This is a genomic window from Bacillus sp. ISL-55 (assembly GCF_018613155.1).
GTDB lineage: Bacteria > Bacillota > Bacilli > Bacillales > Cytobacillaceae > Mesobacillus.
The window spans coordinates 1-21,348 of record NZ_JAGGQU010000002.1; the positions used below are offsets into that span (position 1 = coordinate 1).

27 protein-coding genes are annotated in these 21,348 nt (G+C 37.8%); 6 read left to right on the forward strand and 21 right to left on the reverse strand.

Going from position 1 to position 21,348, the window contains the following annotated elements; genetic code table 11:
- Positions 1-343: 343 nt before the first annotated feature.
- From J7E32_RS01550 to J7E32_RS01560, 3 genes are all read right to left on the reverse strand, one after another.
- On the reverse strand, positions 344-1,312 hold the full coding sequence (locus J7E32_RS01550; protein ID WP_286182579.1) for a sensor histidine kinase: 969 nt from the start codon (positions 1,310-1,312) through the stop codon (positions 344-346).
- Between the two features lie 43 nt (positions 1,313-1,355).
- Positions 1,356-2,057 (reverse strand): response regulator transcription factor, encoded by a 702-nt coding sequence (locus tag J7E32_RS01555; protein WP_214902636.1) that lies wholly within the window; start codon positions 2,055-2,057, stop codon positions 1,356-1,358.
- 132 nt (positions 2,058-2,189) lie between these two features.
- Positions 2,190-2,396, reverse strand: coding sequence for a ChaB family protein (locus J7E32_RS01560; protein WP_214902637.1), 207 nt, complete (start codon positions 2,394-2,396; stop codon positions 2,190-2,192).
- Between the two features lie 172 nt (positions 2,397-2,568).
- Here J7E32_RS01560 and J7E32_RS01565 point away from each other — a divergent pair, with 172 nt between their 5' ends.
- A complete protein-coding gene (locus J7E32_RS01565; protein WP_214902639.1) occupies positions 2,569-3,417 on the forward strand; it encodes a DUF1206 domain-containing protein in 849 nt (282 codons plus the stop codon).
- 350 nt (positions 3,418-3,767) lie between these two features.
- Here the strand turns inward: J7E32_RS01565 and J7E32_RS01570 are convergent, their stop codons facing one another.
- Positions 3,768-4,331 (reverse strand): ATP-binding protein, encoded by a 564-nt coding sequence (locus J7E32_RS01570; RefSeq protein ID WP_214902874.1) that lies wholly within the window; start codon positions 4,329-4,331, stop codon positions 3,768-3,770.
- A gap of 267 nt (positions 4,332-4,598) precedes the next feature.
- On the opposite strand from J7E32_RS01570, the gene J7E32_RS01575 reads away from it, so the two are divergent.
- Complete coding sequence (locus tag J7E32_RS01575) at positions 4,599-4,847, forward strand: hypothetical protein (RefSeq protein ID WP_214902641.1); 249 nt, start codon at positions 4,599-4,601, stop codon at positions 4,845-4,847.
- 186 nt (positions 4,848-5,033) lie between these two features.
- Here J7E32_RS01575 and J7E32_RS01580 read toward each other — a convergent pair whose 3' ends face one another.
- A complete protein-coding gene (locus tag J7E32_RS01580; protein ID WP_214902643.1) occupies positions 5,034-5,411 on the reverse strand; it encodes a VOC family protein in 378 nt (125 codons plus the stop codon).
- 100 nt (positions 5,412-5,511) lie between these two features.
- Positions 5,512-6,192 (reverse strand): CPBP family intramembrane glutamic endopeptidase, encoded by a 681-nt coding sequence (locus J7E32_RS01585; protein WP_214902645.1) that lies wholly within the window; start codon positions 6,190-6,192, stop codon positions 5,512-5,514.
- A 130-nt stretch (positions 6,193-6,322) separates the two neighbouring features.
- Between J7E32_RS01585 and J7E32_RS01590 the strand changes: the two genes are divergently transcribed.
- On the forward strand, positions 6,323-7,048 hold the full coding sequence (locus tag J7E32_RS01590; protein ID WP_214902647.1) for a hypothetical protein: 726 nt from the start codon (positions 6,323-6,325) through the stop codon (positions 7,046-7,048).
- 254 nt (positions 7,049-7,302) lie between these two features.
- The gene (locus J7E32_RS01595; RefSeq protein WP_214902649.1) at positions 7,303-7,743 is read left to right on the forward strand and encodes a cell wall hydrolase; all 441 of its coding nucleotides are present in this window, start codon (positions 7,303-7,305) and stop codon (positions 7,741-7,743) included.
- 332 nt (positions 7,744-8,075) lie between these two features.
- Here J7E32_RS01595 and J7E32_RS01600 read toward each other — a convergent pair whose 3' ends face one another.
- Positions 8,076-8,759: a type 1 glutamine amidotransferase domain-containing protein gene (locus tag J7E32_RS01600; protein ID WP_214902651.1), complete on the reverse strand. Its 684-nt coding sequence runs from the start codon at positions 8,757-8,759 to the stop codon at positions 8,076-8,078.
- 151 nt (positions 8,760-8,910) lie between these two features.
- Between J7E32_RS01600 and J7E32_RS01605 the strand changes: the two genes are divergently transcribed.
- On the forward strand, positions 8,911-9,705 hold the full coding sequence (locus J7E32_RS01605) for an aminoglycoside 6-adenylyltransferase (RefSeq protein WP_214902653.1): 795 nt from the start codon (positions 8,911-8,913) through the stop codon (positions 9,703-9,705).
- A gap of 82 nt (positions 9,706-9,787) precedes the next feature.
- On the opposite strand, the gene J7E32_RS01610 is transcribed toward J7E32_RS01605, so the two are convergent.
- Positions 9,788-11,593 (reverse strand): S9 family peptidase, encoded by a 1,806-nt coding sequence (locus J7E32_RS01610; protein ID WP_214902665.1) that lies wholly within the window; start codon positions 11,591-11,593, stop codon positions 9,788-9,790.
- Positions 11,594-11,935: 342 nt separating this feature from the next.
- On the opposite strand from J7E32_RS01610, the gene J7E32_RS01615 reads away from it, so the two are divergent.
- A complete protein-coding gene (locus tag J7E32_RS01615; protein WP_214902667.1) occupies positions 11,936-12,349 on the forward strand; it encodes a GNAT family N-acetyltransferase in 414 nt (137 codons plus the stop codon).
- Between the two features lie 113 nt (positions 12,350-12,462).
- Here the strand turns inward: J7E32_RS01615 and J7E32_RS01620 are convergent, their stop codons facing one another.
- The 13 genes from J7E32_RS01620 to J7E32_RS01680 all read right to left on the reverse strand — a co-directional run bounded on the left by J7E32_RS01620 (position 12,463) and on the right by J7E32_RS01680 (position 21,232).
- On the reverse strand, positions 12,463-12,939 hold the full coding sequence (locus tag J7E32_RS01620; protein ID WP_214902877.1) for an NUDIX domain-containing protein: 477 nt from the start codon (positions 12,937-12,939) through the stop codon (positions 12,463-12,465).
- A 190-nt stretch (positions 12,940-13,129) separates the two neighbouring features.
- Positions 13,130-13,279, reverse strand: coding sequence for a PspC domain-containing protein (locus tag J7E32_RS01625; protein WP_483297592.1), 150 nt, complete (start codon positions 13,277-13,279; stop codon positions 13,130-13,132).
- A 173-nt stretch (positions 13,280-13,452) separates the two neighbouring features.
- Positions 13,453-15,078 (reverse strand): putative polysaccharide biosynthesis protein, encoded by a 1,626-nt coding sequence (locus tag J7E32_RS01630; protein ID WP_214902669.1) that lies wholly within the window; start codon positions 15,076-15,078, stop codon positions 13,453-13,455.
- 216 nt (positions 15,079-15,294) lie between these two features.
- Entirely contained in the window at positions 15,295-15,825 is a 531-nt protein-coding gene (locus J7E32_RS01635) for a hypothetical protein (RefSeq protein ID WP_214902671.1), read from the reverse strand.
- Between the two features lie 64 nt (positions 15,826-15,889).
- Positions 15,890-16,450, reverse strand: a complete 561-nt coding sequence (locus J7E32_RS01640; protein ID WP_214902673.1) for a hypothetical protein — start codon at positions 16,448-16,450, stop codon at positions 15,890-15,892.
- A 60-nt stretch (positions 16,451-16,510) separates the two neighbouring features.
- On the reverse strand, positions 16,511-16,978 hold the full coding sequence (locus J7E32_RS01645; RefSeq protein WP_214902675.1) for a hypothetical protein: 468 nt from the start codon (positions 16,976-16,978) through the stop codon (positions 16,511-16,513).
- A 30-nt stretch (positions 16,979-17,008) separates the two neighbouring features.
- Complete coding sequence (locus tag J7E32_RS01650) at positions 17,009-17,842, reverse strand: aminoglycoside adenylyltransferase domain-containing protein (protein ID WP_214902676.1); 834 nt, start codon at positions 17,840-17,842, stop codon at positions 17,009-17,011.
- Entirely contained in the window at positions 17,796-18,056 is a 261-nt protein-coding gene (locus J7E32_RS01655) for a hypothetical protein (protein WP_214902679.1), read from the reverse strand. Before J7E32_RS01655 ends, J7E32_RS01650 begins: the two co-directional genes overlap by 47 nt.
- A 133-nt stretch (positions 18,057-18,189) precedes the next feature.
- Entirely contained in the window at positions 18,190-18,540 is a 351-nt protein-coding gene (locus J7E32_RS01660; RefSeq protein WP_214902682.1) for a hypothetical protein, read from the reverse strand.
- A 64-nt stretch (positions 18,541-18,604) separates the two neighbouring features.
- Positions 18,605-18,949, reverse strand: coding sequence for a hypothetical protein (locus J7E32_RS01665; protein WP_214902685.1), 345 nt, complete (start codon positions 18,947-18,949; stop codon positions 18,605-18,607).
- Positions 18,950-18,977: 28 nt separating this feature from the next.
- Positions 18,978-19,676, reverse strand: a complete 699-nt coding sequence (locus J7E32_RS01670) for a DUF2711 family protein (RefSeq protein WP_214902688.1) — start codon at positions 19,674-19,676, stop codon at positions 18,978-18,980.
- Positions 19,677-19,803: 127 nt separating this feature from the next.
- Positions 19,804-20,343, reverse strand: a complete 540-nt coding sequence (locus J7E32_RS01675; RefSeq protein WP_214902691.1) for a GNAT family N-acetyltransferase — start codon at positions 20,341-20,343, stop codon at positions 19,804-19,806.
- Between the two features lie 28 nt (positions 20,344-20,371).
- The gene (locus J7E32_RS01680) at positions 20,372-21,232 is read right to left on the reverse strand and encodes a phosphotransferase family protein (protein ID WP_353654002.1); all 861 of its coding nucleotides are present in this window, start codon (positions 21,230-21,232) and stop codon (positions 20,372-20,374) included.
- Positions 21,233-21,348 lie beyond the last annotated feature (116 nt).

The window sequence follows — 21,348 nt, forward strand, 5'->3', positions numbered from 1 at the left end:
CCGCTTTCTAGTCTACATCCAGGTTTGTACATTTCAGCCGATATTTCTTCAAATTTTGTCCGAAGTAGGACCGGGTTTGGACATTTCAACCGCTCTTCCTGGTGGTTTTGTCCGAAGCACCCCCAGGTTCGGACATTTCAACCGCTCTTTCCTCTTGTTTTGTCCGAAGCAGCATCGGGTTCGGACATCTTGTAACAATCCTCCATACTTTGGTTCCGTAGAAAAGTCCACTCGGTCGCTGGCTACTATTAGGTATCGCCCTCACTTCTAACTCCATACTAAGCTGCCAATCAAATAGCAACCATCGATAACGCTAAAAAATACCTTACAGTTTTGTAAGGTATCATGAATCACTTCCTGGCTTTGGTCCGGCTAACCAACGAAGTATAACCGTTGTTCCTTCTCCGTGCACAGATTGGATGGTGATCTTAGCCCCGAGTTTGTCGGCGATTTTCTTACTGAGGTAAAGGCCTATACCTGTAGAATTGCGAAGCTTCCTTCCATTTTCTCCTGTAAAAAACGGCTGAAATATCCGTTCAATATCGTATGCCGGAATGCCGACACCTTCGTCAATTATCAATAAATGGATATGATTCCCCACCCTCTCAACCTTAAAAACTAGCTTTTTGTTTCCTTCCTTCAAGCTGGAGTACTTAATGGCATTGGAGATGATTTGGTCAATCAGAATCTCATTCCACTTTGGGTCCGTAATAATGGAAGCATCCTCTTCACTAGATTCAATGGCAGGATAGAGCGATCCATAGATCCATTCCTTTTTCCGCGCATTAATCAGTTTCCGTAACGAAGCAATCAGGTCAACAGTCTCCACCTCAAAGTCATTTTCAAACTGATCCATCCTGATCATCGTCAGCCCTTGCTCGATGGAGGTGTGGAGTCGCTTATTTTCCTGCTGGATTTTTTCCAAGGCCTCTGTTTTCTCCTCATTATCCAAAATCAACTCAACCACTGAAACGGGCGTTTTCAAATGATGCATCCAATGTGACATCAAACTGATTCTCTCTTTGCTTTGCTCTTTTAACTCATTGTTTTCCTTCGTGTATTCACTCACTGCTTTATGTAAAAGTTGCTGAAATACCTTCTGCTCCTCAGTATTAGCTGCCAATTCAACATTCTGCCCACTCCTGAGCAGTTCCATGGTACTGTTGGCTGGATAAAAGCGAAACCAATCGATAAGCAAATAGACACTTAAGAAAAATAGCCCGATTGTTAAAGGATAAAAATATTCCTTGTTCGCTGGTTCACTAAGATGAAAAAACACCACAACACAGACGATATTGAGTAAGTAAAACATAATAAGGAGTAAGCGATCTTTTAAAAATCGGAGGAAAAGATTTTTAAACATGTTCATTCCTCGCAGGAATCTCTAGCCTATAGCCTACTCCACGTTTACTTTTGATGACTTGGCTCAATCCAAGTTTTGCAAGAGTTTGCTTGATCCTCGTCATATTCACCGTCAGGGTATTATCATCCACGAAAGTGACCGCATCCCAAACTTCTTCAATCAACTCTTCCCTCGAAACAAAAGTATCCTGGTTCTCCATCAGCTTCTTCATCAATTTATACTCATTTTTCGAAAGCTCGGCCCTCGTACTCTCATACTCCAGCATCAATGTCTTCTCATCAAGACAAAGAGCCCCAGCACAATTTTTGTTCTCTTCTTTTGCGGAATATTCTCCATAAACCCTTCTCAATGTCGCCTTTATCTTCGTGTGCAGCATGTCGAACGTAAACGGCTTCGTGATAAAATCATCCGCCCCCAGCTCAATCGCCATGATTTGTTCCATCTCCTGGCTTCGCGCAGAAATCATCAGAATCGGCACGTTAGACTTCTGGCGAAAACTCCGGCACAAATAATAGCCATCATAATAAGGCAGGTTAATATCAAGCAAAACCAGATCTGGATTGATTTGGCCAAACTCTTCCTCTATTTTCGAAAAATGAACGGGCAGTACCACTCCATACCCATACCGCTCCAAATTTTCCTGGATCAGTTCACACAGCTGCGTATCGTCTTCAATCAGCATTATTTTATACATATGTAGATCTCCCTTAAAACTCTATGACACTATTATAAATTTTACCAGTGATTAAAAACATCCTTATTTAAAAAATAGCCGCCTTCGTTTAAGGAAAGCGGCTATTTGCCCGAATCACTAGTGCCAAAACGCTTAATCTTCTTCTTTTTTAACCCATTCATCATCATCATTCTTTTCATACTCATTTTTAACAGCACTCCAAGCCACCTTAAAGGCTGTTTCTTCTTCATCGTATTGCTCTGAAGCTGAATTGAAGGCTTCCTTGAAAATTTCCTGGGCATGATGTGGCAGATTATCTTTTACTGCATCTGGCAGGTCGTTTAAAGAATTATATGGCATTTTCCATACCTCCTAAAAAGAGAATTTATTCTTTATTTTTCCCGCACTGCTAAAAATAAAACAATAGACATAATGCTGGCGAAGTGGAAGCAAGTAACCCGGCTGGTTTCCTTTTTAGAAAAAGGGGGAACATTTACTAAAATGAGAGAAAAATAGAGGAAGTGTTCAAAACATGAGTTCACCATCAACTATAGAGGTCAGAAATAAATTAAAAGAAGTTAAACCGTGGATGCGCCGGTTTGCCCGCTTTGGCTATATTGCCAAAGGTATTGTATTTGGAATGGTTGGAGTGCTCGCCGCCTTAGCTGCATTCGGACCCAAAGGCGAGACGACTGGGACATCTGGTGCTCTTCAATCAATCTCGGAAATGCCTTTAGGCGAAGTCGCCTTATGGATCATCGGGTTTGGATTGATTGGATATATCTTATGGGATTTTATTAAAGCGATTAAGGATCCTGAAAATGAAGGAAAAGATGCAAAAGGATTGATTAAAAGGACAGGTTATTTCATCAGCGGGCTTATATATAGTAATCTGGCTTTCGGTGCAATTAAATTAGCTAGTAACACCGGATCTGCTGGCGGTGACAATTCAGAGAAAACGATTTCTGCCAAGTTAATGGAGCAGCCATTTGGCGTATGGTTGGTTGGATTGGTTGGAGCAGTCATTATTGGATATGGAGTTTACGAACTATATAGTGGAGCTAAAGAGAAATTCATGACCAAATTCAAAACATATGAAATGAATGACAAAGAGCGCAAAATCGCTCGCCTTTCAGGTAAGATCGGCCTGATTTCACGAGGAATTGTCCTTAGTATGGTGGGATTTTTCTTCATTCGGACAGCTTACACACATAATCCAAATGAATCAAAAGGGCTCGGCGGTGCATTAACAGAATTGGCAAGCCAGCCATTCGGACAATTTTTATTAGCTATTGTAGCAGCCGGACTAATATTATACGGCATCTATCAAATTATTAAAGGCCGCTATCAGCATATGAATTTTGGATATGACGGGAAATAACGCTATAAATAGTGAAAAGCTATTACGAATACTATCGTAGTAGCTTTTCTTATGTTCAATTTACAATTAGTCTTCTATTTTAAACTTCATTCACTAGATTAATTTTGAAAATGGCCCAAGATCTCAAATATCTTCTTGGTGGTAATGATCGAAGCAGGAAAAAGAATCACAATGGAAAAACCGATTTGTAAAATGAATATCAGAAGTCCATAAGACGCAAACATCATTTCAATATATCTAAAGATATAATCAAAAACGAATACATAACCCACAAAAAACATCATTGTTAAAATTAAATATACAAAATGCTTTTCCAAAACAGACCTCCAATTATTTTAATCTCCAATGATTTATTGTCTTGCTATACGTAAAATTTCCTGAATAACAGCATCTCCGTGTGCGTTGTCTTTTATCACAAATAAGTGATCTGCTTCACCCTCCACTGGATCCCTTACATCTTCTTTTAAGGAGTCAGTCTGCTGTTTCTTCAACACCTCTGCGAAATTGGAATAGGATCCCCTGAAGATATTCGTACTGCGCTGACTTTCAGTAACTCGGCTATGAAGGACATCGTAAGGAATATCAAAATGAACAATAATCTGTATAAAGTCATCTTTAGGAAACAGCTCTTTAAAAAGATAAGACCGGTCTATTAGACTTCGATTCGAGTTGCAAATGATAAGGTGGTAATCGGCCTGCTCTATCGCATAATTGACGATCAGCTTTGATATAGCGTGTTTGAGGGTATTAGGACCGTCCAATGGTTGCAAGTTTTTATAAAAAGTATTGATGAATTCTGCGTGGTTATCTTGATCAATTACCATAGAACGCTGCAACTCTTTCTCCAAAGCACGTGCGAATGTGGTTTTACCGCTGTGTGTTTTGCCTACCGTCATTACCACTAGCCTTTTCAGTAAAAACTCTCCCTTCGTCATCTGATAATATCTAAATTCATTTCTAGTTTTCTACTATGCGGACTTTTCGTCTGTACTTAGGTTTTTCCCATTCTATCCGCCCTAACAAAGATTTAGGGGCTAACTCCCTAAATTTACATAAAAATGAAACTTTTTCTGTTACCAAGCGTAACAACTTAAAAGGGGGTCATCATCATCGGTAAAACTATAAGTTTTATAGCTACTTTGGTCATCATCGGATTAGTTAACTTCGGAGCAACGGTAATAATGGATTTTAGCTTTATAGAGGTATCAGTTTTCGTAGCTCTTGCCTGCACATTCTTCATTTACTTCTTTAGTTCATCAGGCGGTTTTACAAGCCGAAGCATTGATATGCAAGTTCAAGGTGAAACAGGAATTAAAATGAACCAATCTCCGGAAAAGTTTTCACCATCATATGCATTCTATGCTTCTATTCTCTATTTAATTGGATCTGTAATTGCGACATTTTTTATGTACAAGGAATACTTTCTATAATGGTTTTCAAATGAGTATGGATTCATTCTCCTTCCATACTCATTTGAAAATCATCCAAAACCATTCGGTGAAAAGATTCGATATAAAATGACATATCCCTTCTTTTCCCAATATATATTTATCTTTCGTTTGTAAAAAATAGACAAAACAAAAAAGCCGCTCCTACTTCAAAGCGGCTTCAAGGTACTATTTTTCCATAACAGCAAAGTAATTTTCCTCATCATCAGCAAAGTTAAACACTCTGCCTGAAGGCATGGTTACAATTTCACCGACAGTGACGTTTTTATTTGATAAGTCGTTGCGGAAATTCTCAAAATCCTCTGAATAAAGCATTAATGAAGGAGTACCAAGATTAAGTCCAGGTGACATTTTTGCAACAAACTCTTTATTATGTAGTACGATACTTGTTTCAGAATCTAAACTTGGTGCGATTTCAATCCATCTGAATCCTGCCCCATTATCCTCTTCGGCCTTCACTACAAATCCCATTTTTTCAGTCCAAAACTTTACTGCAACATCCTGATCATTTACGTACAACATGATCTGTCCGATTGTACTAATCATCGTTTATATCACTCCTTTCCAAGTAAAAGTTGATTGTTACTTAGATAGTTTCTCTAAATAGCAGCGATACTCCTCCTGCATTTTTTACGTATTCAATTATCTATATAACAAATACATAAATTGATAACAAAGCCATGGTATTGGCCAAAATATGAGCGAGCGTCGCAATATAAATACTTCTTGTTTTAGCAAAAATGATTCCAAACAGAACACTGTCGATAAAGACACTCATTAAATCAACCATGACAATAGTGGCTTCACCGGTCGCGATATGCATGGCGGCAAATAGCAGGGATGTAAAAAGGATGGCAACCCATACTGGCATCAGTTTGCTCAATCGCGCCTGGATTAAGCCTCTAAAGACAATCTCTTCTCCAAAGGCGAGCAAGGCAATACTCAGGAACAATAGTGGATTCAAGTCACTGAAATCCAGCGGTATCCTGCCAAGGACATGCTCTAATACTTGCGGGAAAAAATTTTTATAAGAAAATAAGTATATTAATTGCATGGCAATCCCGACGAACAAAATGAGCTTCCATGTTTCCATGACCTTGCCTTTAAATTGGGAAGTGTCAAACCCGACCTCCTCTAACGTCCTTTTCCTCACTTTTCTTTCAACAAAAAAATAAACGATTGGCGCTATTGCCATGATTCCTTTCAATACTGGAACGAAAAGCACTGATAAAATCATTAGCACGATAATAATGTATAACTCAATGTTCTCTCTTTTTGTAAAACCCACTTTTGTGGCAGCAGTTTCTTGCGTCTTAAGTTCCATCATTAAACCTCCCATTCCCCTAGTAAAATATTACCATGTTTTTCCTCGATTTCACATTATATTTTTCATGTGTGCCACCGTTTAGGAATGGGTAATCTGTATGTATTATGATTTGGGAAGGGTGTCTTTTTTAATGGAAAACAAGCTTTATTCAGAAATTGCTGTGCCAATCGAATCTCCTTTTGGCTTCATGCCAGGCATAGAATCGGAACGAGATTTCACTTTTGATAAGGAGGATCGATTTAAGGATTATATATTGGAGAAGGACGGACAATTGTATGATATTAGCCTTGATGATAATGGCCAGTGGTACTTTTTCACGTCACTTGAGTGCTACACGCTTGATGAATTGAAGCTTTCAAGACAGATTTTTCGGCCTCCTTATTTAAAAGACGAGAAGTTCAAACTGGTTGATCTAATGGATAAGTTGGACATTAAGCCATATTATGAAGGACATGACAAAGCTTACGGTCATGTGCTTTCACTTGTACCTAAGCTGGATTCAGTTTCCGCTTTCAACCAGGCGCGGCTCGCCAATTACGATGGCAGCGACGACCCAACAATCATCAAGAAAATTCATTTCATCGAGAATGAGTACAAGGGTGAGAAAACGCGTTTTATTGCAGGGTTTGAGACAAGGTCCTTTGCGACTGTTACAGAAAATGAGTTTTATGCAAAAGAAATTCATCTGCCAGGCAACGCGCGTAACTATTTGAAACTCTTTCTCTATTTCTCTAGATACGGCGTCTTACCTTCCCAGCAGATGATGCCAAGATTCCTTGGGAACCTGTGGGCGTCAACACAAAGCTTGAATACATCAGCAAACCCGGCGTTATTTAAAGATGAAGGAATTGAATGATTCCACTTCGTCTCTAAGTACTTGACTCTCATAGGTGATTCTCCTTTTTTACGGTCACGCGTTGGTCATTCTTGAATTTGCTTTTTCACCGGCACATGTAATCTTTTGAATTAAACGGGCTTATTTTATCTGGATAAAGAGGATTTTTTCCTCTCCAACTTTAACAATTTCACGATTGTTTACCTACCGCTCTCCATAACCTCTTAACATTATTACAAGCTGTTTTTAATACAATTCTTATAGAGGTGATAAAAATGCCAAGGGTAAAATATGTCGACAGTGATGTTGCACTGATTGCCAGGATGATGAGGGCTGAAGCTGAAGGTGAAGGTTCGCTGGGAATGCTTATGGTTGGTAATGTAGTTGTAAATCGACTTAAATCAAATTGTTTAGATTTTAAAGATTTAAGGTCAGTACGAGACGTGATTTTTCAAATTCAAGGAGGAAATTATTCATTTGAAGCAGTCCAAAAGGGGAATGTTTTTTATAACAGAGCCAGAAGTGTAGAAAAGAGATTGGCTAAACAAACATTGGATTATTGGAGACAGCAACCATCCAAGTTTGCTCTTTGGTATTTCAATCCGTATGCTCCTTGTCCACCTACATGGTACAATCAGCCATTCGCGGGACAGTATAAACAACATTGTTATTACGAACCAATTGCCAATACTTGCGAAGGTGTTTATCAATGGTAGCTAAAACTCCACCTCATGTGGGGTTTATTTTTTAAAATGGCTCTTTTCTCATACTTTGTTGCTAGTGACTACAAAATAGGATTAAATGACCTATGTTTCTACACAAAATTAAAGATTATTAGGAGAAAAGAGCTTGCACACTTAATACCGAACAACAAAATAGCTTTTTTCACGTTAAAATCGGCTTTAGGATTTTAACAACAATCTTTACGAAAACAGCCTTTAAAATAAATAAATAGCCGGGGAAAGTTTCTCCCTCTCCCCGGCTTCACTGTTATTTCCTATTGGTAAACCTGCCATCGATCCGATGACTTCTCTGTTAAGGGTGAAATTTATTTCCTCTTTTTATCCAACGCCTTGACAAGTTCTTCTCCCATCAACTCAGAAGAAAATGGATCGCGGCTTGTTACGAGGTGCTCGTCCGCCCATACAGCATGACCTGTTTTCTCGAGATCTCCCTGATCATATTGACTAACCTTTCTCATTTCCTGCTCCAGGCTAAATGGCAAGATATCCAACAGACCTTCTGGCTCCATTTCATCCGGATAACCTGTCACTTTTTTACCTGCGATAAAGCTTTCACCGTTCGGACGCTTGGCAAAAACAAGCGGTGCAGGCCCATGGCATTCCGCAGCGACAATGCCGCCTACATCGTAAATTTTGTTCATGATCTTATGCAAATCGTCGTTCTTCGCCAGGTCATACATTGCACCATGACCTCCTACAACCAGCACGACATCATAGTCTTCAGCTTTAACATCTGAGAGCTTCATCGTATCATCCGCTTTTCCGGACTCATAAAGCTCTTTATAGGTACCTTTCGGATCGTATTCTTCACTGATGCTCATTTTATCGATAACCGGCTTGCCTCCAAGCGGCGATGCAAGATCAACTTGATGTCCCGCTTCTTCAAGAAGCTGCATCGGGGCAAATAATTCCTCTCCCCACCAGCCAGTTTCATAATTGTTTTCCTCGTCCTTATGTCCACTTGATAATACAGCTAAAACTTTTGCCATTTAAAATTCCTCCTTTGTGTTAACAAAGTGTATTTTCCCTAATTCATCCCGGCTTACTCATAAAATCCACTTCCTCCTTTTGCCACTAAAAAAATAATATTATTGTAATTTTATGTTAAAATGATTAAAAATTAACAAGCAGAGGTGGAACATGTATAGTACTGAGGAAAGAAACGCTTATTTTGAAAAAGCCATAAGAGAAATCGGGGCTTACGATTTAGTTGAAGGAATCGTTCAATTAGGTTCTGGGGTAATAGGATATAAGGATGGTTACTCAGATATTGATTTGATGGTGGCTACCTCAAAAATTGAAGAGGCAGAAGAGACAAGAGATTTTGTCCGTGAAATCCTAAGTGACTTCGGCAAAAGTTACATTAAAGAAAAACAATTCAGCAAAGACATTTTCCTCGTGATTGCAATTTTTCAAAATGGACTGGAATTCAATATTTCAATTGTCCCAAGAGAATTTTTATCAGTAAAATCGCCTCTATGGAAAGTGGTTGTCGATAAAACCGGATTAGTAACCGAGAAGATGGAAGCTGAAAACGAGAAATTCGAAAACAAACCGATCAAGTATAATGTAGGCATGGACGTGGCATTTGAGTTCGTTTATTGCGCTTTGGCATTGGAGAAAGAAATGAAGCGAAATAACTTCATTTATGCCCTAAAGAAGCTAGAGGATATGAGAGACTATACCTTAATCGTACAAGCATTGAATGAGGACAAAAAACTGCATCAGTTTAAAGCGTACGAAACATTAACACCATCTTTTATAGAAGCATACCTTTCAACGTATCCAAAAGAAGTAACAGCTGAAAACATAAGAGCTTCATCTGAAAAGTTAAAAGAACTGTTTGTGAAAACGCTGAAACAAAGCTCCATTTTCACGATGGGTCATGATTTAGAGCAACTTCTATACATGAGTAAAATGTCTAATATTTCATGATGAAAAACCGCTTGGGACGCCAAGCGGTTTTGTGTTTCTTTATGCTAGATAGATTACTAGTGGAGATCAATACGGTTTTAAATTACTCCGCTAAGACCTTCGCTTCAACAAACTGATCAAAAAATTCAAGAATCGTTCGGTTCACAAGAATCTCGTTTTCTTTTTTCGAGAATCCGTGCCCTTCGTCTTCCAGCACAAGATATTTCACGTCGCGTCCTTTTTCTTGTAAGGCTTTGACAATCTGGTCTGATTCCTGCTTCACGACGCGCGGGTCATTTGCACCCTGGATGATCAGCATCGGCTTTGTCATAGTATCCAGGTAAGTGATTGGTGAATACTCTGTCAGCTTATCGAAGTCCTTGACCGGATCGCCGACCCACTGATTCATGATTGGTTTCCAATGCTCAGGAACGGATTCAATGAATGAGAATAGATTCGATGGACCGAAAATATCGACGACTGCCTTGAAGTATTCCGGATGGCGTCCGTGCAATAACAGAGCCATGTATCCGCCAAAGCTTCCGCCCATCAATAAAGTTTTTTCCCTGTCAGCCATTCCGTTTTCATAAAGGTATTCAAGACCAGCAATGTTATCAAGGCGAGGTCCTTCACCCCAATCTCCCTCGACCATTTTCGTGAACGCTAGTCCATAACCCGTTGATCCCCGGAAATTCGGAGCGAAAATGCTGTACCCTCTGTTCACTAAGAACTGGAACATCGCACGGAAGAATTTGCGTTCTGCAGCCTGCGGTCCTCCATGAGGCCAAAGGATAACATGGCCATTGCTGACATCCTCCTTCGCTTTGAAAAATAAAGCTTCCATCATCATGCCGTCAAATGATGGGTATGTCAGGACTTCAGGATTCACAAGATCCTCTTCTTTTACACCCGGAACAGCCAGGTTCGTCAGCTGTTTCCACTCTTCACTGCCCGCTTCCTTCTTGAAAATGTTATTAGGCTTCGTCGCTGAACCGGCAAGAATGTACACATTGCCGCTTTTAGTGACTGTGCCACCCTGGATGATCGAAGCTGGCAAAGAACTGTTTTTATATGTTCCTTCAGCCAAATCATATTGATATAAATAATCATTCACGCCTTTTGAGGTAACAAAATAAAGGCTGTTTGTACTCTTATCATATCGGATAGGGCCAAACTCTTCTTTTTCAATTGAAAGAACCTTGGTAAACTCATGAGTCTTGAGATTGAACTTTGCCAGATAATCAAAATCTTCGCCATATGTGGTAACAAAGTAATACTCATCACCTACAAACACTCCCTCACCGACAGTGAATTGCTCATCTGTTTCAGGAGTCAGCGAGTACGATTTCCCATCCTGAAAAATAAATCCAGGCGCGTATGTATTGGCATATTGTTTTAGATAGGCAAAATTATTTTCTTCTTCGTCAACAGCTACTAAAAAACATGCCGCTCCTTCTCCCTCAACGACCACGCTCTCCTCACCTGATTCGATATCATAACGGTAAATATTCAGATAGGTCTCGTTGTCCTTGGTAGAAGTGTAATAAAGACGTTGATCGTCCTTTGATAAGAACGGCAGCATATGACGGTGTCCTTCTGCCGTACGAAGCGGCACCATCTCTCCACCCGCAGGAGGAAGTGCGTATAACTGTCCGTTTTCATCGCCATCATTATCGAATCCCACCACCATAAAACTTCCATCATGCGAGTAGCTCAATGCCTGGCATGTCTGATCAATAAAAGTTAGCGGATATGGATACTGATTTGGCAGATCCATTGCCCACAAATTGTACTTCCCTGTAAGATTGGTGCTGAAGACCAATTGCTTCTCATCTGGACTCACCGTAAAACTTTGAATATTAAAGGTACGATAAAAATTTTCGATATCAGGCTTTTTAAATTTAATCATTTTCCCCAACCCCAATTCTTTTGAAATTTTCTATCTATACTGAAAACTTAACCAGAACTAGGGCTAAATGTCCAGCCAGAACAAAAAAACAGTTTCGACACGTTTCTTATCCAACCTGCACAATTAACACAAACTGCCACAATGTCCAAAAAACCGACAAAGTCTGAAAATAAAGTCAAATCCTGCGCTTTCCCGAGAAATAATTTACCCCTTTTAGCAGGATTTCCCCTCGTAAAATTGAATATTAAAACAGAGAAAAATATCTGGAGGGTCACCGATTTGTTATTTTACTTTTGATTTTTATCAACTGCCTAAGTATTAAAATTGAGGAGTTGATAGAGTATGTTATTCAAAAATTCAATTGATGGTATTACACCTAAAATGTTGGAAGGCTTCTTTGAGGGGTGGCCTACCCCACCGAGCCCAGAGACTCATTTCAAACTATTAAAAAACAGCAGCAAAGTAGTTCTAGCACTCAATGAAGATGGTGATCAAGTCGTTGGATTCATTACAGCAATCAGCGATGGAGTCCTATCCGCCTATATCCCCTTCCTGGAAGTGCTGCCAGAGTATAAGAATAGCGGAATCGGCAAAGAATTGGTCAATTCAATGATGAAAGAACTTGCCGATATATATATGATCGATCTTTGTTGTGACGATGACCTCGTCCCCTACTACGAAAAGCTGGGGATGATAAAAGCAAATGGAATGCTAATAAGGAATTATGAAATGCAATCAGGGATAAAAGCGGATTAAAGTATTCGAAAACACCTTTTTCTTTCCTTTCTAAAATGAGATAAAACTTGCTTAGGGCATTTGACTCTGAGTAAGTTTTAATAATTTTCTTCTACTAAACTTGGTCAATGGAATTAGAATAACCTACCCAATAAATTATATGGATCTACATCCCAAGTTTCATATGGCACAAAGTTCTTTGCTTTCATACAATCAATTGTACGAGACTTCATATGTGGCCGGGTTATGTAATGATCTATATTTTCCTCGGTTAGTTGGATGAATTTTGCCTCTTTAATTTCTTCCGGTTGAATTTTAATGTCTCCACTAACATATTTCGCCCTAAATACTACGGATAATAGATGTTTCGTGGCATTATAATACACTCCTGTTATGCCAATAGGTAAGATCTCTATTACTGTTTCCTCTAATATTTCTCTACATACAGCTGTATCAAGTGGTTCTCCTTCTTCCACCTGACCTCCTGGAGTTTCCCAAGTATCAGATCGCCAGTGTGTCTTGACTAATAGAGTTTCTCCATTATCGTTTGTAACATTTGCAGAAACTGCAATTATATGTTTTGGAGTCGGATCCAATATATATCCCTCCATTTTAATAACAATTTCTTTATACACTAGAAAAGTCGTTAATCCTTCATGGATCAACTATAAGTCCCATTCCATTTTACCCGCAGCAAAAATAAACTCCCATGGGATATTTTCTTTATTCCACTCACGATGATCTTCAAATTTTTGCAGTCCATAAACACATCAATCCTTCCCAGGTCAACGCACCCGTCGTTTAATATAATGACGGAGGACTCTCCGCCATCGTATTAGCAAGAATTAAATATATTAGTATATTAGCACCAGGTAACAAAATAAATATTAGTCTTACCGCTAAAGAAGATATTCCGAAATATTCAGCTATGCCTCCACAAACACCACTTATTGACTTATCTGTTGAAGACTTTTCAACTTATTTTTCAATTCAATTCCCCCTCTTATCAGAACCTACCTAAAACAAATAATACCATATTTACCCAGTGATATTATTTAAATAATACTTCTCTTTAGCTAAAAGCCTATTCTCATTTGTAAAATAAATAAAAGGGTTACATGTACTCACTGGCTGTTTGATTTATTCTTTCTTTTATTGCTCAATAATTTCTTTACTAAATTCAGTCTGGAACCTATACCTAAATAAACTAATAACCCCACAGAAATGGAGGTGATTGATGTAACTAAGGCACGATAATATAAGCTTACAACTTCTGGCAGCCATAGCTCTGTTAAAAATTCAACACACCAAACAGCCATCGACATGGCCAATACTAACAAGAAAACTTCCTTTAAACTCTGAAGTAAGGGTGACAACTTGAATTGCAGGGTTTTTTTAATGATATACATGTTATATAGAATTGAGACGCTAAAACCAAAGTAGGTAGCTAAAATAGGCCCTGCTTCCTTTAAATATGATACGAGTATGAAGTTTAAGACAATCTTTAAAAAGATCCCCAACATGATTCCAATGATTAATTTTTTATGCTCGTTTATTCCTTGCATAATTGCAGCAGTTACCGTAAACAAAGCAAAGAATACTGCGGCTAAAGAGTACCATTGTAAAATAAACCCACCTATTTCAGGACTATTTTCTAAGCCAAAAACCATTATATAAATCGGTTCTCCAAGAATACATAAACCCATAGCAGCCGGAAGTGTAAAGAACAAAAGAATCTGGATGGTTTTAGAAATCTTACTTCGGACTTCTAGCATTCTTCCACTTGTAAAATCTGAAGTTATACCTGGTATTAAAGACATACCGAATGCTGTAGCCAATGACACAGGAACCATTACGAGAATTTGAGCTAATCCAATAACTGAATTAATTGTCTCTGCTTCATCTAACTTATAGCCTATAGACTGAAACAATTTATTAATCGTAAAGGTATCGATGTTCTGATAAATCGGTATTGCTAGTCCTGTAATAACAAAAGGAATAGCATAGCCAATCAATTCTTTGATCATTGATATAACTTTTATATCTTCGTTATTCGGACTTATATCTCTTTGATTCTTTATTAATTCTTTTCGTTTAAAAAAAACGAATAATAAAACGATAAATCCTGCTACTCCACCTATAAAGGCGGCAAAGGTGGCAATTCCTACTGCGTTTGTTAGGGAACTGTTAAATATGTGAATGGTTACATAGGCACCTGCCAAGATAAAGACAATCCTGACTACCTGCTCTATCACTGTACTTAACGCCGAAGGACCCATAGATTGGCTCCCTTGGAAGTACCCTCTGAAAATACTCATTGCTGGAATAATCAACAAAGCAAAGCTGACGAGACGAATGACAAACTGAACATCCTCTAAAGAATTACCTGTTTGATCATTCGGGTCGATTAATATTCCTGCTAAGAAAGGTGCGGCTAAATACAGAGCAGTAAATGAGATAATACCACTTATGCCCATCAGATACATTCCATATCTTAAGAGAGTTAATCCGACTCTATAGTTACCTAATTCATTATATTTTGAAACAAATTTAGAAACGGCAAGTGGAAGACCAATTGTTGAAATGCTTAACAGAATTGTATACGGACCATAAGCATATTTATACAAGACGTACCCCTGTGTTCCTACTAGAGCCGTGAATGGTATAATATAAATGAAGCCCAACACTTTAGAAATTAGGCTTGCTGCCGTTAAATAGAAAGTTCCTCTAATAAATTTACTCTCCACCAAAACACCTCTATTAATTACAACTTGCTATATAAGGTTTTCAATCCACCACTAGAATTCAACAAAAAAGGCGGTTAATCCTTCCTGGATCAACACACCCTCATTGTCCTTCATTCTCCCTCAGTTCTCACCAGTTTTCTTAATCGTCAAGGGTGAGCGCAAAATCCATTCCAACCGTCCCATCCAATGGGTATTAGAGGGTATGAGAATAGCTATTTTTTAAGATGGTGGTAGATTGTTAAACCATTTTTGAATTTTGTTTACAAGCTCAGGTTTGGAACCAGCAGAAACTTTCTTCGGCTTGAACCCTCCCAGCTCCACCACTTCGATGTGGTCTTCCCCATCAATCTGCACGACGCAATAGTCTTCATATGGAGATGCTTCAATTTTTGTGATCTTTTGGTCATGGAAGAGTTCCTGGATTTCTTCCACATCTTGTGGCGACGGCTGCCACTCTATTCTCTCTATCGGCTGTACCTCATCAGGCTCGATGTTTGATGAAATTGTGGCCTTGGACCCATCCTGATGGAGTTGAAGAAGAATTTTTTGAAGCAAAGTAATGACTTCAGAGAACCCAATGAATAGCATGCCTGTGACAAAACTGGAAAACAGGGCAGGCAAGGCGATTCCCATGTTTAGGCCGACCTCTGAGGCTCTGGAACCCATGCTCACTGCAAGGAAAAAGCCGACAATCATAATTGCAATTCCTATGACACGGAGCACTCTGGCTATAGTATTTTGTTTCTCCACTTTTTCTCCTCCGATTCTTTCTTAGAAAATTTATATATAAATGGCTTGAAGAGAGTTAAGATTCTTATTCTCTTAATTTATCAGACAAACCGTCGTCGTTTCCGTATTCAAACTTCCCGATTTTCCCTTTTTCTTTTGCAGAGAAAGAAACTTTTCCTTCTACATTCGCAGTTTGCTCTTCCTCTCCACTTTTCTTATAACCGACCTTCGCAATAAAGGTATAAAGACTTGGATTTTCCTGATTTTGCTCAATTGTAATATCCTTTAAGTTAATATTGTAATCCGCATTGTAAGCAAAAGTTTGGTATTGAGTTCCGCCAAATGCAGTTATGAATGAATGAAGTCCAGAATCCGTAAAGTATGGTCCGTATTTCTCTTCTAATAACTTATCAAGTTCTTTATTTTTTTCTTTATTGTTTACAACAGTCCTATATTCAGGATTCCACATTATATCCATAAACTTCTCATCCGGACCAGTAAACTCATGCTCAAGAACTTTTTTAATAGCTTCTTTATTGGACTCTTCTGCATTAACGCTTGAACAAGCAGCTATTAAAAAAACTGACAGGATCAACATGAAGCTTATATAAATTGTGGAATTTGTTTTTTGCTTAATATTAGACATTATAATGCCCCCTTTCAAAGTAATACGTTTTTCAATACATTGAAGATTCAAATTTTTCAATCAATCGAGATCAATTTTATTTTTATTTCTTCTCATAAAAAGAACGAAATGTAGCATCAACAGAATGATAATAATAATTGCAAAATAAAGAGCCATTAGACTTGGGACAACAGTTTTCATTGGATCTGAATCTTGAGTAACCCTTAAAAGCGCTGAGCCGCTGAATGCTAATAAATGACATGCGAGTGAAAGCAGATAAGCTCTTTGAGAATTAATAAAATTGATTATTTGTAACTTTTTTACTAGTTTAAACAGAACAATTGTAAAAATTATAATAGCCAGAAGGTAGATCATCCCAAGAATATATATAGGTATTAATGAAGGAGTAATATTAATGTCAAAAACTCTCTCAGCTAGCCCAATTTCATCTAGCCAAAATGCAAGGTGAGCAACGAATATAAAAATACAAGCTGCTAAGAATATTAATTCACTAATTATAATTCGGTAGAACATACTTTTAGTTGACATAAGCCTCTCCCAATTTTAAAAAAATATTAGCTATCTATGTTCAACAAATTCAATACCGTTCTCTACGCTGTTATTACAATGATCAATAAGGAATTTTGAGAATCGTAAAGTACGTTCCAATCTCTCCATCTCAGAGCTGTAAATCCCTCCCTTTACACCTTCGCGTAAATTCATAGCTTCTTTTATAATGTCGTGCCATTCAACCGGTAGTTGAGTTAGTCCATATTCACCAGCTTCCAACTTGGAAACAATATCATATTCCTTTATAGTATAGAACTGACGTAGTAATCCGAGTACGGTCCATTCTATTTCAAAATCAATTTCGACGGTCGGCATCTTAACTAAATGGTCAATTGAAGTTTCAGCCATTTGAATCCTATTTGCCCAGTACGTATTCATATTACCAAGTACATAAGAAGATAACTGATGAGGCTTAATATCGATCCTAAAGTCCTGTATCTCTGGCCCGAAAAACTTTATTCCTTTACTCTTTAAAATCCACCAGGTTATCGGGTTAAAGTTGAAGTAATCACCGAACAATAGTTCACCATCGTTGTAGTACGGATATTTACCGGCATTGTTGAGTTTCCCCATATCCTCGCGAACAGCATATACTCCATCCATATCTGGCTTTTTATATTTGTTCGCTATTGTTTTATGTATATAAGATAGTGCTTCTGAATCTTCCTCTGTTAACCGACGATTCGTCAAAGCGATAAAATCGATGTCACTTGAATCATCAACGTATGCATTCAGGGCAATGGAGCCGTGTATGTATAAGCCTTCAATGGTGTCAGGTAAATGTTCATTAAATAGGTTAATATAATCCTTTAAAACTTTTTGGACGATCATTGGTATTCCCATATCTAAATCCCCCAGAGAATGTCTGTTTATTTGTCCTAAGAGTTATTGAAAGTGCAATAAATGATAAACCTGAAAAAATTGCTAAAGGAATAGCTTTAGCTATCATAAGTTCAGGAATTAAATTTGATAATATTGTTTTAAAAAATAAAAAAGTAGAGAGTAATGCAACGAATCCCAGGAATCCTAAGAAAATTAAAGGGAATTTCTTTGTCATTTTACAGCCTCCGTTTGTTAAAAATTCTTACCTACTTTTCTTTTGCATTTCTTCTAATAAAAGTTCTTAAAATAGTGGTCCCGGTTGCCATAATACCCAGGGTGTAAAGGTTAATGAACATTGTATTAGTATATTAATTTAACCAAGGATAACGATATATTTTTGAAGATTCTATTTTAGGGCTGCCTCCTAGATCGTTGACGAGATCTATAGCAAGCTTATATTCTAATATCGATAGCAATAGCAAAATAGCAAATGCACCCCAACCGATCTTCATCCAAGTGTTAGATTTTAATTTGAGTGCGCCTAAAAATTCCCATAAACTTCTTGCAAACAAAATAAAAAACGCCAGTGCCGGCACAACAAATAAGAGACCTAAGTTACCATTACCTGATATTACATTAGGCTTAAATGTAAATAAATCTACTAAATAAATGAATACAATACTCAGAATCAACCACCAGACAATAGCCCTAGACCACAACCTCATTCTCCCACCCCTTAAATGAGTTGATATCATTCAACTGCCATGTTAATGTTCATCGAAATCAAAACAAGTTATAAACTACTACTTTTTCAGCTATATGTTCATTGTCAGCGTTTGTGTTATACCATACTCTTACTTTTTGACCCTGGTTTAGATCATCAATGTTATCCAGAAGGAGGGATTGAGGACCTACACCTGTTATTAGTGTTTCATCTGTAATTTTCACTTCTAAGGGCATATATGAAGCATCTGGCAAAATTTTAAGTTCAACCAGCAGTAATGTATCTCCATTAACTTCATTTATTTGTTTCTTTTCGTCATAATCTCCAAATCTAATTAAATCAATAGCAAACCAGGATACAATCACTATTGCGATGGTTATGACTACCCCTTTTATTAATTTCAAGTTTTAACCCTCTAATCTTACTGCCCCCTTAGTTAAAAATACTCCAATATATTTGGGTCTGATCAGTGCAATAAAAGCCCTCTAGGTTACATAGTTTTACTATTCTATTAACTGTATCCTTTTCTGAGCAAAGTAATGAAAAATGGCTATCCCAGTGGGTAGTCAGCAGGATGCTGCTATCATGTGAAAATAGATTGATTCTCTGATGCCCGAAAGGATCATCGTCATGAATTAAATCATCTAGGTATTCCAATTTCCGTTCTGAACCAAATTCATCCCCACACCAAATCCAATCGTGGCCTTCCTTTTTAATTGCGGATAGAATGTTATTAATAATAAACTCTGAAAAAAATCCTTCAGATGGGATGATTAATCTATTATTTTTGCATACATCCTGGATAATTTGAGCTGTTGCTTCGTCGGCAAATTGCTTTTTCAAGCCACCTATAATTGTCCGTAGCCCAATATCCAGCTTCTTATAGTTTTCAATGTAAGATAATACTAAGAAATCTGCCCAGGAAATAGGTTCACAACGTGCCAATATCTCATTTTTCCCTAGTGGGCCAGCCTTACAATAGTCATAATCCTTTGCTTTTGGCTTAATAAACGGGTGGTACAAAACGAAGACTTCCTCAAAAACACCCTTATAAAATTCCTTAATCGGAACATCCTCGCGTGCACAAACTGCATATCTATGAGGCTCAGGCATTATCCTTGGATCTGACATTTGTTTACCTCCTGTCGCTATCTTGTCGCACTAGACTTATAGTACCTTTTTAATTACCCTGCTTCGTTTGTTCAATCCATTGCTGCATTTAGCTGCTTGTTAGCTGTTCGATCTGAATTTGGACCAATTATTTGTAAAACTCGTCTTTTAGAATACTCATCCTTAATCGATCAACAAATTCACCGTTTCTTAATCTGTCTTGTCGTAATATGCCTTCTTCTACGTATCCTATATTCTTATATGATTTAATCGCATTTTCATTATCAATCTCTACTCTTAGCCAAACCTTGTTAAGCTCTAGTTGTGTAAATCCCCAAATAAGCATTTCGTTCATCGCGGATAATCCGTATCCTTTACCCCAGTCGCTTTTATCTCCAATTGCTATTCCTAATTCCGCGTGCTTGTTTAACTTATCGATATTTTTAAAATCGATCCAACCAATGTGTTTACCTTCTTCTGTGATGATCGCTTTTTGTTCATATCCATTTGTCTTATCTATACACATCTTAATCCAGGCCTGAGTCTCCTCTCTACTGAAGGGAGGATATTTAGCTGGCATATTTAAATGTTTCGTTACTTCTTGATCAAGACACCATTGGTATCTGTCCTCTGCATCATCTATAGTCAATTCTCTTAAATGAACCTTTGGCAATTGAGTTGTATTCATTTCTCTTCTCCCCGGCTAAATGCTTTATTCAGTTCTGTTGTTCCATGAATTCTTTTAATCTCGCTAAATTTTCTTCCAGAAATACTGCATTTTTCTCAATGCCCCGACGTTTACACCAACCAATACTGTTAAAAGCATCTATGAATTGATAAAAAGGCAGAACAGTATCTAAATCGATCAATGGCCTGATACTGTTATAACCTTCTCTAAAGGCTTTATAGAGGTTAGTATCAAAAGATAAAAAATCACGATATAGTTTGGTGAAATCAATTTCTGTCGAACCAAAGCGCACACTCTCAAAATCAATCATTCCAGAAACTTGATCACCGTCAACAATTATATTGGCTGGGCGAAAATCCATATGTACAAAACTTGGTCCATCTGGAGATGGCAGCTTGTGCTTCATGTGCTCGTATTTTTCAATCGCTTGAATATATAATTGTGGATCCAAAACATTCTTTACGTCCTTAGCAAAACTATAAAATTGCTGTTCAACAAAATTAGACCAGTTCGCAAATTCATTATTTATGCCAGTTAATTTTTGTCCTCGAGGCGGTAGAATTGTATGCATCTGTGCTTGTAAAACCCCCACTTGAAACGCAACGGTTGGCGAAACCTCAGTTGTTAACGGTTTTCCTTTTAATTCAGATAATAAAAAAGCGCCCGGACACTCATCATCACCAGACCAATAATCCAACATTTCAGGAATGGAAACTCTACCTTTTAATATTTCATAGGCTTCCAACTCACGCTGAAACTTTAATTTTGTATAAGGGATTTTCAAAAATACATTTTGACCTTTCCTCAAAGTACATTTATAGACGGTAGAACTATGTGAATCTTCTACCTCTGTTAGTGAATCTATCTCCAATCCAAATTGCTTAATCACTCGATGTAACATTAAAATTCCCCATTTTTTTATTAATTGTTCTCTCTCTATTTTTTAAATCATTCAATTTTGTTAATTAAAAGATACAAAAAGCCACCTTAAAGGCAGCTGAAAAT